This is a genomic window from Bradyrhizobium guangzhouense, from assembly GCF_004114955.1.
Classification (GTDB): domain Bacteria; phylum Pseudomonadota; class Alphaproteobacteria; order Rhizobiales; family Xanthobacteraceae; genus Bradyrhizobium; species Bradyrhizobium guangzhouense.
Genome location: NZ_CP030053.1, coordinates 5,917,034 through 5,932,025 on the forward strand (window position 1 = coordinate 5,917,034; position 14,992 = coordinate 5,932,025).

The window sequence follows — 14,992 nt, forward strand, 5'->3', positions numbered from 1 at the left end:
CTGGGATCAGCGGTATGGCGACGGAAGACGTCGATCCCCGATTTGCCGACCTCGATGCATGGCCGCTGAATTCGGCGATGGAAGCGATGTGGGAGGGCCAGCTTGCGGCGGTCGCTGCGATCGGTCATGCGCTGCCCTCGATCACCGCGGCGACCGAAGCGGCCGAGACCGCGCTCGGCGATCGCGGCCGCATCGTCTATGTCGGCGCCGGCACCTCGGGCCGCGTCGCGGTGCAGGACGGCGCCGAGCTGACGCCGACCTTCGCCTGGCCCCGCGAGCGCGTCCGCTTCGTCGTCGCCGGCGGCGACAGCGCGTTCGTCAGCAGCATCGAGGGTGCGGAGGACGATGTCGATGATGCCGTCGCTCAGATCAACGCCGCACGGCTGACGCCGCATGACGTGGTGATCGCGGTCGCTGCCAGCGGCACGACGCCGTTCACGGTCGCAGCGCTCGAGCACGCAGGCTCTTTCGATGCGGTGACGGTCGGTGTCGCCAACAATCCCGGCACCGCACTGCTGGCATCGGCCAAGTTTCCGATCCTGATCGAGACCGGCCGCGAGCTGATCGCCGGCTCCACGCGGATGAAGGCGGGCACCGCGCAGAAGGTCGTGCTCAACCTGATCTCCTCGGGGATCATGCTGCGCCTTGGCCGGGTCTATCGCGGCATGATGGTGAACATGCAGCCGACCAATGCCAAGCTGAAGCGGCGCGCCGAGGCCATGGTGGCGCAAATCGCGCAGTGCGATCCGCAGTACGCGGCACGCGCGCTGGAAGAGGCCGAAGGAGACGTCAAGACGGCGGTGCTTCTGGCGCTGGGTGTCAGCAGGGCTGATGCGGAAACCATCCTGAAGGACGGCGACGGCAATCTCCGGCGCGTGCTTGGCGAGCTCGCCCGGGATCGCGACTAGCATCCTCAAACGGGACGACGGTGACACTGCACTCAATTCGTCGACTCGAAAGTTTGCCGATCAAGTGCACTGGACTGCACCGTCACCGTAAAACGACCTGACCCGTCGGGCACGCACCGATCGACATCTCGGCCTGTCTGGCCCTCTATTCATCGGCTATCCATCGGTTATCATCAAGTCGGCCACCACCGATGAATGGATAATCCCATGACACCGTTACAGGCTCTCGCACCCTTGCCGCCGGGATTGCGCACCCCACTCCTCGAGTATTACGAGGCCGTAGTTGCCGACTACAAGCAAGAGCGTTGGGATGGGTCGATTGTGAATGCCGGCAAGTTTTGCGAGACGGTCTACACAATTCTTAACGGATATCCCAAGGACTATGAGGCCGCCCCCCGTAAGCCGAGCAATTTTCCCGAGGCGTGCCGGCGCCTCGAAAACGAGAAAGCCAATACAGACGCGAGCCGCGCCCGCCACATTCACTATCCGCGCGCCATTCAAATCCACATCCCGCGAGCCTTACCGGCGATCTATGAAACACGAAATAATCGTGGCGCTCACGTCGGACAGATCGATCCAAATCGCATGGACGCGTCTTTTGTGGTTCCGGCCTGCAGCTGGGTGCTGGCCGAGCTCGTCCGAGTCTTCGTAACCGAGACGGGCGACACGAGAAAGAGAACGCCAAACGTCAGGAGACGCTTCACAACCAAAGACGCACAGGCACTGGTCGACGAGCTTACTCAGCAGCCCGTGCTCGTTGTCTGGGAGAGCGGAGAAACGCAGCGGGTTCTCGACGTAACCCTCAATCTTCCTCACCAAATTCTGCTGTTGGCTGCGGCGGGCCCCACGACCAAGAGCAAGATCAAGCGGGCGACCGAGCATTATACCGAAAGATATCTGTCCCTCGCGCTTGGTCGGCTTCACGCCGATCGTCTGATCGAATTCAACCGCAGGAATGGCTCCGTCAGATTGACATCGCTCGGTATCGAGCAAGCCTCGATTTTGGCAGCTCGCTTTCGCAAGAGAGTTGACCTGAACGCTTCATCTGATGGGGTCATCGGAACAAGGCGATCTGTGGCGCCGGGCACGAAAACGCCAAGACCAAGGCGTCGAACGACATGAGTGCCATCCGCATCGGAGCACGCTCGGGAAGCGGACGTCCGGCGAGACCAATGAGATCTCGCCGAACGCCGGATCATCAACGCAAACGAGCGACCAGCGCGTCGGCGATCGGGGCGGCCGATGCCGGGTTCTGACCGGTGAGCAGCGCGCCATCCTCGACCACGTTCGGCAACCAGTTCTTGTTGGAACGACGGAAATTGCCGCCGTTCGCGGTCAGGGCCTTCTCGAGCGAAAACAGCAGGTGACGCGAGAGATCGATCTCTTCGTCCTCGGCATCGGTAAAGCCGGTCACGTCCCTGCCCTTGACCAGCGGCTCGCCGGCGGGGGTCCTGGCATCGCGCAGGATCGCGGGCGCGTGGCACACCATGGCGACCGGGGTTTTCTCCTGAACCCAGTCCTCGATGGCCCGGATGACCTTCGAGTCGCTGGCGAGGTCCCAGAGCTGGCCGTAACCGCCCGGGAAAAACACACCGTCATAATCGTCGGTGTCGATGTCGTTGAACCGGAGCGTGTTCGCCAGCGTCAGCTGGGCCAGCGGATCCTTCTGAAACGTCCGCGTATTCTCCGTCATGAACATGTCGTCGAAGCTGAACGGATCCAGCGGCGCAGGCCCGCCCTTCGGGCTCGCAAGCGTCACGTCGAAGCCGGCTTCCTTGAACTTGTAATAGGGCGTCGCAACTTCATCGAACCAGTTGCCGGTCTTCTTTCCGCTGATGCCCATCATGTCGTGGGACGTCAGCACCATCAAAACGCGCTTTGCCATCTGACTTGCTCCTCTTGTTACGGGGTCCGATCATCGTCTCGATCGTATCTACCTAACGTTAGGTAGATGACCGGTACGCCTTGCCCGTCGGCCTGTCAAGGACTATCTAACATTAGGTAGACCCGGGATTGGCTGGATGGAAACCAATAGCAAGCGTGACGAAATCCTCGACGTCGCGGAGGCGATGATCCGCAATGCGGGGTTCAACGCCTTCAGCACACGCGATGTCGCCAGCGCGGTCGGCATCAAGGCGTCGAGCGTGCACTATTATTTTCCGACAAAGGTCGACATGGGCGTCGCCGTCACCGAGCGCTACACCGAGCGCTTTCTGACGCAGCTCGGCGATCCCGGCAGGTTCGAAGGCGACGTCCGCGAGGTCGTGTCTGTCTACGTCGGTTCGTTCCGCGAGACTTTGATCCGGGACGACAAGCTTTGCCTTTGCGCCGTTCTGGGTGCCGAGATCGGCGGCTTGCCGCAGGAGGTCGGAGGCCATACCCGAACTTTCTTCGACCGAAACATCGCCTGGTTGCGCAAGGCCCTCGCGGGATCATCGAAGATGAGCGCTGCCGAGGCGAATGCCTTTGCGGTTCATATTCTGGCTGCACTCGAAGGCGGCATGATATTGAGCAAGTCGCTGGGCAAGGAGAAGATCTTCGAGAGCGTGGCCGCGATGTTGAACAGGCTTTGCGATGCCGTTGGCGCATCTTCGGACCGACAGGCCTAGTTGCGATGCCGGAGGCATTGCGTCTTCCTGGGCCGCGTCTGTGACGAAGCAGCCGAACGGGTCCTCGGTCATCGCGTGCATTGTGAAAAATGAAACGCCGTTCTATAACATTTCCAGCAATTTTGGAGAAACCCCATGCCCGTCGGATTCAGAGTCCTGAAGCGCAACAGGAAGATCGGCGCCGATGTCGCCGAGCGTTTCGCGCGCCTGCCGGTCGCCAATGTCAGCGACAGCATGTCGCGCCTGACGGCCGGCGGCGCGCGGCTTCGGCCGATGCACGGGAGCGGCGGGCTGGCCGGGCCGGCGCTGACGGTCAAGACGGCGCCCGGCGACAATCTCATGGTGCACAAGGCGATCGCGCTGGCCGAGCCCGGCGACGTCATCGTCGTCGATGCCGGCGGCGACCTGACCAATGCCATCACCGGCGAGATGATGTTGATGCAGATGGTCAAGCGCGGCGTGGCCGGCCTCGTCATCAACGGCGCGATCCGCGACGCCGGCTTCATCCGCAGCCAGACGTTCCCGGTTTTCGCAGCCGGCGTGACGCATCGCGGCCCTTACAAGAACGGGCCCGGCGAAATCAACGTTGCGATCGCGATCGACGGCATGGTGATCGAGCCCGGCGACCTCATCATCGGCGACGACGACGGCCTGCTCTGCGTGCCGTTCGATCAGACCGAGGGGGTGTTCAAGGCGGCGACAGCGAAGTTCGAGGCCGAGCAGAAGCAGATGGCCAATATCGAGGCCGGCACCCACGACGCCTCCTGGGTGGACAGGCAATTGCGCGAGCTGAAGTGCGAGGGCGTCGATTGAGACGCTCGACTCTCCGCCTCTCCCTGCGGGAGAGGCGGACACGCTGGTAGGCAGCGGACCAACGAGAACGCCGCGGCGGATGACGGCGTGCTAGTGCTCGCTCATGATTTCACCGCCATCAAGTCGGCGGCGCGCGCGACGTTGCGGCCGAGCACGAGGACACAGGTCGCGGCCACGGCACACAGCAGCGCCAGCGGCAGCATTCCGAGCACGAAGCTTCCGGTCGATTGCTTGACCAGCCCGACCACGTTCACCATCAACCCGCCGCCGATCAAATTGGAGATCGCGTTGATGCCGGCGAGGCCGGCCGCGAGCGTGCTGGTCGAAAGCCAGCTCGCCGACAGCGCCCAGAACGGTCCCTTGAAGGCATAGGCCCCCACCAGGCAGAACGTCACCATGACGATGGTCGGCGCAACAGCCGTTCCCGTCAGGCCCAATGCCGTGAACCCGCCGGCGGCGAGCAGCAGCGGAATGGCAGTGTGCCAGCGGCGCTCGCCTGATTTGTCCGAATGGCGTCCCCACAACACCATGAGCACGGTTGCAATTCCATAGGGGATCGCATTGACGAAGCCGGTTTGCAGATTCGACAGGCCGAACGATTTCAGCAGTTGCGGTTGCCAGACCGACAGCACGCTGCCGGTGGCCGAGGCGCCGGAGCAGACCAGGGCCATCACGAGAAAATACTTGTTGGTGGCGAGCTGCCAGAGCGAGAGATGACCGACCGGCTTGCGCGCGGCCGCATCGGCCGCCATGCGGCCCGTCAACCAATTCCGCTGTTCATTCGTCAGCCAGGTCGCCCCTTCGGGCCTGTCGGTCAGAACGAACAGGCAGGCGAGCCCGAGAAAAACGGTCGGCAATCCCTCCAGGATGAACAGCCACTGCCAGCCGCGCAGACCGAGCGCGCCGTCGAGCTCGAGCAAGCCGACCGACAGCGGTGAACCCAGAAAGGTCGCAAGCGGGATCGAGACCGTGAAGGTCGCCAGGATGCGCGCCCGATATTCGGATGGCAGCCAATAGGTCAGATAGAGGATCGCACCGGGGAAGAAGCCGGCCTCCGCCGCGCCGAGAATGAAGCGCATGGTATACAGCGAGTATGGCCCCACGACGAACGCCATGCACGCCGTCACCAGTCCCCAGGTGATCATGATCCGGGCGATCCAGCGCCGCGCGCCGAATTTCTGCAGGGCCAGATTGCTGGGAACTTCGACCAGGAAATAGGAGACGAAGAACAGGCTGGCGCCAAAGCCGAACATCGCCGGTGTGAGCCCGAGATCCTTGTTCATCTGCAACGCCGCAAAGCCGACATTGACGCGATCGAGCAGCGCGAAGAAGTAGCAGATCATCAGGAACGGCACGAGGCGCAGGATCACCTTGCCCATCGTCGCCTTCTCTATCGGGTCGATATCCGTTCGAGCAGCCGTCACGTTTCTCTCCCTTTTTGTTGTTGGTTTATTCGGCTGCTTTCGCGCTGGCCTGCATCCTGGTCGCGATCGCATCGATGGCGATCTTGTAATTCTCGGGAACGACGCCCTTGAAATGCTCCTTCAGGCCGAGGCTGTCCTTCCAGCGCAACCGCGCCGCCGTCGCGCGCGCCATCAGCGGCTCGATGCCTGCATCCTCGACCGCCTCGGCCGCCATCTCGACCTCTTCGGTGCGTCGCTTGGCATGGATGACGCCTGACGGCGTCAGGCTCTCGACCGTGTCCATGAACGGACGCGTCAGCGTCTTCGACGCCGATGCCAGTACCGTCTCATCGAGACCATAGGACCGGGCGGCGAGCAGCGTCTCGTCGATCAGCGCCTCGATGCCCTTGATCAGGACGGAGCGGAGGATCTTGATGCCCGAGGCCGTGCCGAGCTTGTCGCCGGCGAATTCGATGCTCATGCCCCAGGGCACCAGCAGGTCGACCACGCGCCGGCCGGCGGGACCGCTCGACATCATGTGCATCGCATAGCCGTGCTTGGGCGTGCCCATGATGGAGCCGTCACCGAGCGTGGCGCCCGTCCCGGCAAGCCGCTCGGCAACGCCGTATTTCACCTTCGGCGTGGCCGAGGCGAAATCGAGGAAGGTGTGGCGGCGATCGAGAACAGGCGCGAACGCGGCCGCGCTTTCGAGCGACTTCGAGCCCGGCGTGACGCTGAAGATCAGCTCCGCGGCGTCAGCCAATTCCTGATTGGACTTGAGCAATATCACGCCCGCCGCCTTGGCGCGGCCCTGGATCAGATCGGCATACGGGCCGTCGAAGGCGTATTTGTCGTAGCAGAAGATCGGCTGCAGGCCGGCCTCGCGCAGTCCCTTGCCCAGCGTGCTGCCGATCTCGCCATAACCGACCAGACCGAGACGGAACTGCTTTCGTTCGCTCATTTTCAAATTCCTTTCGGGAGGGGTGCGATCGCGCCCGCGCGGCCGCCAACGGTTCCGGCTTGTCGCTGCAGGCTGGCACCAACCAGGCGGATCAGGATGGCGGCCAGCGCAAGAAATCCCGCCACCGAGATCAGGGCCCATGAGAAGCTGCCGGTCGACTGCTTGATCACGCCGATGAGATAAGGACCGACGAAGCCGCCGAGATTGCCGATCGAGACGATCATCGCGAGGCCGCCGGCGGCGGCGCTGCCGGTGAGGAAGCTCGACGGGATCGGCCAGAAGGTCGACTGGTAGCACATGATGCCGATCACGGCGCCGCAGAGCGCGACGACCGAGACCGGCGCGGACGATGTCGCGTAACCGCAGACGATCAGCGAGACCGCGCCGACGAGCAGCGCGGACGCCACGAACCAGCTCCGCTCGCCGCCTCTGTCCGACAGTCGCGCCCACAGCATCATCGTGACGGCGCCACAGACGTAGGGAATGGCGGCGATGAAGCCGACGGCAACGACGCCGAAGCCGAAGCCTTTGATGATCTGCGGCATCCAGAGCCCAAGACCGACCGAGCCGATGATGGCGCAGAAATTCACGGCGGCGCAGACGAGGACCCGCCAGTTGAGGAAGGCATCCTTGAGGCGGGATGAGTGTCTGGCGGCAATGGCCTCGCGCTCCGACGCCAGCACGCCTGCGAGCCAGGTCCGCTCCGCGGGGCTGAGCCAACCGGCCTGTTCGGGCTTGTCGGTGAGCGCAAACAAGCACACGAAGCCAAGCAACGTGGCCGGCAGGCCCTCGAGGATCAATAGCCACTGCCAGCCATGCAGGCCGCCCAGGCCGTCAAGGGTGAGCAGCGAGCTCGAGATCGGCGCACCGATGATGTTGGCGATCGGGATGCCGAGCAGAAAAGCCGCAGTCGCCGTGCCGCGGACGCGCGCCGGAAACCAGTAGGTGAAATAGAGGAACACCCCGGGCGTGAATCCGGCCTCGCCAAGTCCGAGCAGGAAGCGCATCGCGCCGAAGCTCGCAGGACCGACCACGAATGCCGTTACCGCCGAGATCAAGCCCCAGGTGATCAGGATGCGGGCAATCCATTTGCGGGCCCCGATCGCCTGCAAGGCGAGGTTGCTCGGCACTTCCGCCAGGAAATAGCCGAAGAAGAACAGCCCGGCGCTCCAGCCGAATTGAGACGGCGAGATGCCGAGATCGTGGTTCATCGTCAGGCTGGCGATGCCGACGTTGACCCGGTCGAGATAGGCGACGAAGTAGCAAAGCAGCAGAAAGGGCACGATGCGCCACAGCACCTTCGAGAGGATCTTCTCCTCCTCGGGTGTGAAGCCCTGTTGGACTGAGGCGGCTGCGGGGCTTGCCATGGGTTCCCTCCGGGCGCCGGTGTTCTCCCGGCCATGACGAGCGCCTTAACAAAAATAGAATGCCGTTTCAATCTATTTTGAAACGGCGTTTCGTTTTGTAAGGCGCAGCGTGATTGGAACCTCGTCGTGATTGGAGGTTCCGGGGAAAAAGCGAAGCGCCGGCCATCGGTTAACGTGCATCGCAGCCGCCTCAACCTCCGCTGTCATGCCCCGGCTCGACCCACGGGTGTCCGGTTCGATTGTTGTGGACAGGGTGCATGACGGGGATTCTTCTGTGTTTCGAGCGCTTCGCACACGTTCGAGACACGGAAGGAAGTCCACGCCATGCGGCATCAGAATAGCGTATTTCACAGTCTAACGAAGCAAATCCCTTGGTCTAAGTTCGAACAGGTCGTGGAGAAGTACGGGGCCGATCGATTGGTGCGCAAGTTGACGACGAAGCGCCACTTTATTGCACTGCTGTATGGGCAATTGAGCGGCTCGACGAGCCTGCGGGAGATCGTGACTGGGATGGCAAGCCACGAGACGCGGCTTTATCACGTGGGGGCGGCGCCGGTGAAGCGCTCGACGATGTCGGACGCCAACTCGCAGCGACCTTGGCAGGTGTTCAGCGAGCTGTTCGCACAGATGCTGCCGCAGGCGCATCGCGGGCTGCGGCGGGCAACCGCGGATGCGGTCCGCCTGATTGATTCTACCAGTATTAGGCTCTCCAGCCTGAGCGAGAGCTGGGCGACATTTTCGGCCGATGTGTTCGGGGCCAAGGCGCATATCGTCTACGATCCGAATGCCGATCGGCCGGTTTACTTTGCGGTGACGCCAGCCAACGTCAACGACATCACGGCTGCGAAGGCCATGCCGATTGAGCTGGGCGCAACCTACGTCTACGACCTCGGTTACTACGATTATGGCTGGTGGGCGAAGCTCGATGAGGCCGGCTGCCGCTTCGTGACGCGGTTGAAGAAGAACACTCCGCTCGACGTGATAAGGGAGAACCACGTCTCCAAGAACAGCAATATTGTGAGCGACCGGATCGGTCACTTGCCGGCCCGCCTCGCCAACAGCCGCAAGAATCCGCTGCAAGTTCCGGTCAGGGAGATCTGCGTCGTCATTGAGAGCGGCAAGCAGTTGCGTATCGTGACCAATGATCTCGACGCGTCGGCAGAAGAGATCGCCGAGCTCTACAAACAGCGCTGGCAGATCGAATTGTTCTTCCGCTGGGTCAAGCAGACGCTTCGAATCAGGCATTTTATCGGCGTCTCCGAGAACGCAGTCCGCATTCAGATCGCCATCGCCCTGATCGCGTTTCTCCTCCTGCGCATGGCCCAGCTCGCTCAAAAAGCGGTACACAGTCCCCTCGAATTTGCCCGGCTCGTCCGCACCAATCTCATGCACAGACGTCCGATCAACAACTTGCTCGAACCTCTGCAGTCCGTCCCTATCAACCAAAACCAGTTGAACCTTGGACTATACTTCCAATGAACCGGACACCCGTGGGTCAAGCCGGGGCATCCAGTACGCCGCGGCCTTTCGGCTCTACCACGATTGTCTCGGAGTACTGGATCGCCCGGTCGAGGCCGGGCGATGACACTGCGTGTGGGGTGACTACTCAGCGTGCGAGAACATCGCCAGGCCCGGCGTTTCGAGCTCGGCGCGCAGCAGGGATCCGGTGCGGCTCTCGGTAATGAAGAGGCTCTTTCGCTCCCGTCCGCCAAACGCCAGATTGGTGGTCCCGACGCCGGCGCAGGAGACGATGCGGTCGAGCGGTTCGGCCAGCGGCGACAACCGCCAAACCGAACCGAAGCCGGTGTGGCAGACCAGCAGATTGCCGCCGTCATCCAGCGCCAGCCCGTCGGGACCGCCGGGACCGCCATGCAAATGCGAGAATATGCCGACCTTGGTGGTCAGGCCGCTCGCCGGCAGCGGCACGCGCCAGATCTGGTTGGCCCGCGTCACCGCGACGAGCAGGAAGCTCTCGGCGGGGTCGACGACGATGCCGTTCGGGCTCGGGATCGTTTTGATCAGGCAGGTCAGCCGTCCTTCGGGCGTGAGCTTCCAGACCCGGCCCGTCGGATCATGCATGCCGGTCTGGCCCTGGTCGGTGAAATAGAGATTGCCGGATGGCGCGAAGACGAGATCGTTCACGCCCTTGAAGCTCTCGCTCGCCGCCGTCTCCAGGAATGGCGTGACGTTGCCGCTGGCCGGATCGAGCAGCATGATCCCGCGCTTGTAATCGGTGATGAACACGCGGCCGTCGCGGTGGATCTTCAAGCCGTTCGGCCAGCCATCATATTCGGACACCAGCTCCCACGCGCCGTCGGCGCTGACGCGGAAGATGCGGCCATTGGGAATGTCGGTGATGTACAGTCGCCCCTGCCGATCGAAGGACGGCCCTTCGAGGAAGGAGTCGATCTCGCGCCCGCCCTGGTTGGCATCTGCCCAGGCGGTGCGCCGCGATTTGCGAAAATGATCAGGCAGCCGCGTGAAGATGCTGGTTTCGATCCGGCGTGGCGGGCTGAAGAACGTCATGGGCTAACCTTTGAGACGAGCTTGGCAGAACCATCGAGTTCGACAGGATTGTCGCCCGCCGAGGCCGACGCCGCAAGGTAAAACGAAACATCGTTTCGTTTCAAACTGAACCGGCCCGCTTGCGTCCGCTTTTCGCCGTGCCCGAGGACGGCGTTCCTCCGCATGCCAGCGTCAGCTTGCTTGCGGCCTCGACCAATGGCGCCTTGATCTGCTCCGCGCGCGTCGTGGTGAGCCGGCTGACCGGCCCAGAGACCGCAAGCGCGCCGACCAGGGAGTCGCCAATGCCGAAGACGGGCATGGCGAGAGCGGCCGCATGAGGATCGGTCACGCCGGAGGTGAACAGCGGCAACTCGTCATCCGGCCCCGGCGGCCCGGACTCATACCGCCGCAGCGTTTGCGCGATGGCGGACTTGTCCATGGGGCGGGTATCGCCCGGCTGCACGGTCATTCGGATACGATTGCTGCTTTCCACCCGAAAAAGGCACAGCCTCTCCTCGCCATTGCGGACATAGAAGGACGTCGTCTCGCCGGTCTTCGCCGCGAGTTGCTCGAGCATCGGCATGACGTGATCGGCCAGACGAAACGCCTGCTGATAGGCCGTGCCGAGGCGCAATGTCTCCGCATCAAGCCGGTAGGAGCCATCAGGCAGCCGCGCGAGCAACCGGTATTGCTGCAGCGACAAGGCAAGACGCAGGATCGTGCTCTTGACGAGGCCCGTCCGCTCCGCGAGCTCAGCCAGGCTCAAGGCGCCATCGCCGCGGCGGAACGCGGTCAATACCGCGAGGGCGCGTTCTGCTGCCGATACGCCCTTGAGTGCGGGCGGCTTCTTCACGGTCTGCTTTGCCATATCACCCCTCGTCCTCGTCACGTCCTAAGGCATTCTGCCCACGAGGAGAAGGGGCTGCGATCGATCGCGGAGCGCTTATATCCGCACCCTTGTCAAAGGCGGCATTCTCCAGAGACCAATTCTGCTGGATGGTGTCGGCCGGCCCGGAGCAAATTTCCCGCGGCTGTCTGCCTTAACAGGGATGGTTACCCAGCCATTGACGCTCCGCGACGATGTTCGCGCCGTCACGCTCATTTCAGGCCGACGCCCGCGGCGAATCTGCGCGGTTCATTAACGACGCAGTGCTAATTGGCTTCAGAAGAGGGCGGTGTTTGATAAATTCGGCACGGCTGATACAGGCGCGAGCCGTTCATGGACGTGACCGACCCGTTCCACGGCATGGAGAGATGAGATGCAGGTCAGATCCGCGCTTCAGATCAATCTGCATCCGCTGGACGTGCGCCATGCGGTCCATACGCTGCCGCATCAACTGGGCGTGTGGGGCGATCAGGTCGACCGTATCGTCTTCACCGTCGACACCAGGCAGAGCAAGAGCGGCCGTTACACCGGCGGCGCCTACGAGGAGAGCCGCGGACGCCTGTTTGCGCTGCTGGAGGACATCACGCGGAAGTCGCCGAAGGCGGAGATTTCCGAGGTCGATTATTCGCCGGCGGCGCTCGCGGCCGTGCGGCAGCGCTATTTCTCGACATCCAGCGCCTATCCGGAAAAGGCCTTCGATGGCGGACCGTTCCATGCCTATTTCCATGGTCTCCTGAAAGCCAACGCGGAGTATGTCGTGCATATGGACAGCGACATGCTGTTCGGCGGCGGCAGCCAGGTCTGGCTGGAGGAAGCGATCGGCTGGCTAAAGACGACGCCGGACGCGCTGTTCGCCGGACCGCTGCCCGGCCCGCCCCGCGCCGACGGCACGCTCGGCGATCTGCATGGGGCATTCCCGGGATTATCAGGCATCCGGCCACCCGAGCGGCTCGCCGCCGACTACCCGGCTTACCGCTTTCGCACCGTGAGCACGCGCATCTTCGTGCTCGATCAGACCAAGTTCGATGCATCGATCGGAGCGCTGGAGCTGGTGCGTCCAAATCTGAAGCGCCGGATCCGCGCGAGACTGTTTCGCCAGTCGCCGCTGACGATGCCGGCCGAGGAGATCATCTCCGCGGCCATGATGCGCAATGGGCTTTCCCGCATCGACTTTCTCGGTTCGGGCGCCGGGCTCTACTCGCTCCACCCACCCTATCGCACCGACACCTTCTACCGGGAATTGCCGCAACTGATCGCCCGCATCGTGGCAGGTCAAATACCGGACGCCCAGCGCGGCGACTATGATGTCAATTCAAGCATGTTCGACTGGTCGGAGGCGCTGCGGCAGAAGACCGTCAGCCGGCGCCTCGTCCGCGCCGCGCGCACGCTGATGTCGAGCTAGGCATCATCGCGGCGCTGTCGCTGCCGGGCGCCAGCTGCGATATTTCGGATGGTCCTTGCCGATCGGCAGCACCACCGCCTCGCCAGTTTCCGCAGCGTGATAGAGCGCGGTGATCAGCTCCAGCGAACGCCGCGCGTCCTTCAGCGTCACCGGCAAGGGACTATCAGTTTCCAGCGCCTGATGATAGGCGGCCATCAGGCCCTCGAACCGAGAGGGCACGAATTTGAAGCCTTCCAGCGCCTTGGCAATGCGCGCTTCCGCTTCCGGCGAGGTGGCGATGATCTGCCAGGGATCGTCGCCGGGAGCATAAGGCGACAGCGAGCTCTCGAAGGTGACGTGCTCGAAGCACAGCCTGATACGGCTGATCTCCTTCGCCGACCCCAGCGTCGCGGCCAGCGAGGCCAGCGCGCCGCTCTGCATCACGAGGCTCGCCACCGCGCAGTCCTCGACCTCGATGGCATTGACGCGCGTTGCGGTGCGCGCAAACACCTCGGCGATGTCGCCCATCAGCCAGGTCAGGATATCGTGGGAATGGATGGCGTGGGTGAGCAACGCCCCGCCCAATTCGGTCTCGAAGCGGCCGCGCCACGGCACCGCGTAATAGTTCGGGCCGCGCAGCCACGCGGTCTCGATCGTCGCCAGATACGGCTTGCCGGCAAGGCCTGTCTCGATGATGCGTCGCGCCTTCTGCAGGCCGTTGCCGAAACGATATTGGAAGATCGGCATGGTGCGCCCGCGCGAGGTCGCTTCGGTGGCAGCGAGCTGGTCGACCTCGTGCAGCGAGCCGACCAGCGGCTTTTCGCAGATCACCTGCTTGCCGGCCGCGAGCGCCGCCATGATTTGCGGAAAATGCAGCGTCGGCGGCGTGCAGATATCGACGATGTCGATGTCATCCATCGCCAGCACCTCGTCGAACGAGGTGGTCCGGCGCGGGACGGAAAACTCGTCGCCGACGGCGGCGAGGCGCTCCTCGTTGAGGTCGCAGATCACCTGCAGATCGAACTGATCGCGCAAGCGCGCATAGCCCTCGTCGATATGGCTACGGCCGATGCCGAGGCCGATAACGGCAACCGTTCTACGCTTCGACATGCCTTATGCCCTTTCCTGCGCCTTGCCTTCCGCCATCGCCTGCGCGGTGAGCGCCAGCTCCATGGCCTTGAAGCAGCGGGCCTGGGGAATCGCGGTTTCGGTGCGATCAAGCACGTCGGCGATGAGCTGACGGCCATAGGGCAATTCGACGTTGGAACAGTCGATCCGATGCACGCCCTTGCGGTCGACCATGATGAGATGGTCGATGCCTGCCTGCCCGGCGACATCGATATATTTGCGCAGCTCCATGTAGCCTTCGGTGCCGAGAATGGTGATGCGGCCGTCGCCCCAATTGGGCAGGCCGTCGGGAGTGAACCAGTCGACGCGGACGTAGCCGGTGACATCCCCGGTTCGCAGCAGCATCTCGCCGAAATCCTGCAGCTCCGGCCTGTCGGGGTTGGCGCGGTTGCCGACCGTGGCGCTGACGACTTTGGCATCGAGCGCGTCGGCGAAGAACAGGAACTGCTCGCATTGATGCGAGGCGATGTCGGTCAACACGCCGCCGGTGCGCTCGCGCGAATAGAACCAGTCGGGCCGTGGCAAATTCTTCAGCTTGTGCGGGCCGAGTCCGACGGTGTTGATGACCTTGCCGATGGCACCTGATGCGATCAGCTCGCCGGCCTTCACCGTGCAGCGGGTCTCGAAATGCTCGGAGTAGCAGACCGAGTAGATGCGTTTGGTCTCGGCCTGGACCTTGCGCACTTCGGCCAATTGCGCCAGGGAGGTCATGCCCGGCTTGTCGCTCATATAGTCCTTGCCGTGACGCATCACCTCGATGCCGAGCGGCGCGCGATCGGCAGGGATGCCGGAGGAGAGGATCAGCGCGATGCTACTGTCCTCGAGCAATCGCGCCCGCTCGGCGACGCGCGGCGCTTGCGGATATTTCGCCGCAAAAGCCAGGGCGAGATCGTCCTCGACGGCGTGAAAGCCGACCAGCTCGGCCCCGGCGCGCAAGAGGCAATCGACCTGGCCATAGATGTGGGCGTGATTGATGCCGATCGCGGCGAAACGCAGTTTGCTCATGACTTTTTTTCCTTCGGTAACGGCCG

At 63.2% G+C, this 14,992-nt stretch carries 14 protein-coding genes; 6 read left to right on the forward strand and 8 right to left on the reverse strand.

Translation table 11 applies throughout. From position 1 onward, the window contains the following. The first annotated feature begins 14 nt into the window (after nt 1-14). The gene (locus tag XH91_RS28235) at nt 15-908 is read left to right on the forward strand and encodes an N-acetylmuramic acid 6-phosphate etherase (protein WP_245477242.1); all 894 of its coding nucleotides are present in this window, start codon (nt 15-17) and stop codon (nt 906-908) included. A 207-nt stretch (nt 909-1,115) separates the two neighbouring features. After that, nucleotides 1,116-2,030, forward strand: a complete 915-nt coding sequence (locus XH91_RS28240) for a hypothetical protein (RefSeq protein WP_128953629.1) — start codon at nt 1,116-1,118, stop codon at nt 2,028-2,030. A gap of 76 nt (nt 2,031-2,106) precedes the next feature. On the opposite strand, the gene XH91_RS28245 is transcribed toward XH91_RS28240, so the two are convergent. Beyond that, on the reverse strand, nt 2,107-2,793 hold the full coding sequence (locus XH91_RS28245) for a type 1 glutamine amidotransferase domain-containing protein (protein ID WP_128953630.1): 687 nt from the start codon (nt 2,791-2,793) through the stop codon (nt 2,107-2,109). 136 nt (nt 2,794-2,929) lie between these two features. Here XH91_RS28245 and XH91_RS28250 point away from each other — a divergent pair, with 136 nt between their 5' ends. Together XH91_RS28250 and XH91_RS28255 are read left to right on the forward strand one after the other, a co-directional pair. Then, nucleotides 2,930-3,517, forward strand: a complete 588-nt coding sequence (locus XH91_RS28250) for a TetR/AcrR family transcriptional regulator (RefSeq protein ID WP_128953631.1) — start codon at nt 2,930-2,932, stop codon at nt 3,515-3,517. 135 nt (nt 3,518-3,652) lie between these two features. Then, nucleotides 3,653-4,330, forward strand: a complete 678-nt coding sequence (locus tag XH91_RS28255) for an RraA family protein (RefSeq protein ID WP_128953632.1) — start codon at nt 3,653-3,655, stop codon at nt 4,328-4,330. Nucleotides 4,331-4,431: 101 nt separating this feature from the next. Here the strand turns inward: XH91_RS28255 and XH91_RS28260 are convergent, their stop codons facing one another. Genes XH91_RS28260 through XH91_RS28270 form a run of 3 tightly spaced genes read right to left on the reverse strand, consistent with a single transcriptional unit; the run spans nt 4,432 to nt 8,061 of the window. Then, entirely contained in the window at nt 4,432-5,754 is a 1,323-nt protein-coding gene (locus XH91_RS28260) for an MFS transporter (protein ID WP_128953633.1), read from the reverse strand. 25 nt (nt 5,755-5,779) lie between these two features. Further along, the gene (locus tag XH91_RS28265; RefSeq protein ID WP_128953634.1) at nt 5,780-6,694 is read right to left on the reverse strand and encodes an NAD(P)-dependent oxidoreductase; all 915 of its coding nucleotides are present in this window, start codon (nt 6,692-6,694) and stop codon (nt 5,780-5,782) included. 2 nt (nt 6,695-6,696) lie between these two features. Continuing rightward, the gene (locus XH91_RS28270) at nt 6,697-8,061 is read right to left on the reverse strand and encodes an MFS transporter (RefSeq protein ID WP_164934091.1); all 1,365 of its coding nucleotides are present in this window, start codon (nt 8,059-8,061) and stop codon (nt 6,697-6,699) included. 324 nt (nt 8,062-8,385) lie between these two features. On the opposite strand from XH91_RS28270, the gene XH91_RS28275 reads away from it, so the two are divergent. Then, a complete protein-coding gene (locus tag XH91_RS28275) occupies nt 8,386-9,540 on the forward strand; it encodes an IS4 family transposase (RefSeq protein WP_128950217.1) in 1,155 nt (384 codons plus the stop codon). Between the two features lie 123 nt (nt 9,541-9,663). Here the strand turns inward: XH91_RS28275 and XH91_RS28280 are convergent, their stop codons facing one another. Next, a complete protein-coding gene (locus XH91_RS28280; protein ID WP_128953635.1) occupies nt 9,664-10,587 on the reverse strand; it encodes an SMP-30/gluconolactonase/LRE family protein in 924 nt (307 codons plus the stop codon). Nucleotides 10,588-10,687: 100 nt separating this feature from the next. Continuing rightward, the gene (locus XH91_RS28285) at nt 10,688-11,434 is read right to left on the reverse strand and encodes an IclR family transcriptional regulator (protein ID WP_128953636.1); all 747 of its coding nucleotides are present in this window, start codon (nt 11,432-11,434) and stop codon (nt 10,688-10,690) included. A 391-nt stretch (nt 11,435-11,825) separates the two neighbouring features. Here XH91_RS28285 and XH91_RS28290 point away from each other — a divergent pair, with 391 nt between their 5' ends. Further along, the gene (locus XH91_RS28290) at nt 11,826-12,854 is read left to right on the forward strand and encodes a glycosyltransferase family 2 protein (RefSeq protein WP_128953637.1); all 1,029 of its coding nucleotides are present in this window, start codon (nt 11,826-11,828) and stop codon (nt 12,852-12,854) included. 3 nt (nt 12,855-12,857) lie between these two features. On the opposite strand, the gene XH91_RS28295 is transcribed toward XH91_RS28290, so the two are convergent. Together XH91_RS28295 and XH91_RS28300 are read right to left on the reverse strand one after the other, a co-directional pair. Beyond that, on the reverse strand, nt 12,858-13,943 hold the full coding sequence (locus XH91_RS28295) for a Gfo/Idh/MocA family protein (protein ID WP_128953638.1): 1,086 nt from the start codon (nt 13,941-13,943) through the stop codon (nt 12,858-12,860). Nucleotides 13,944-13,946: 3 nt separating this feature from the next. Beyond that, complete coding sequence (locus tag XH91_RS28300; RefSeq protein ID WP_128953639.1) at nt 13,947-14,966, reverse strand: Gfo/Idh/MocA family protein; 1,020 nt, start codon at nt 14,964-14,966, stop codon at nt 13,947-13,949. Nucleotides 14,967-14,992: the final 26 nt, after the last annotated feature.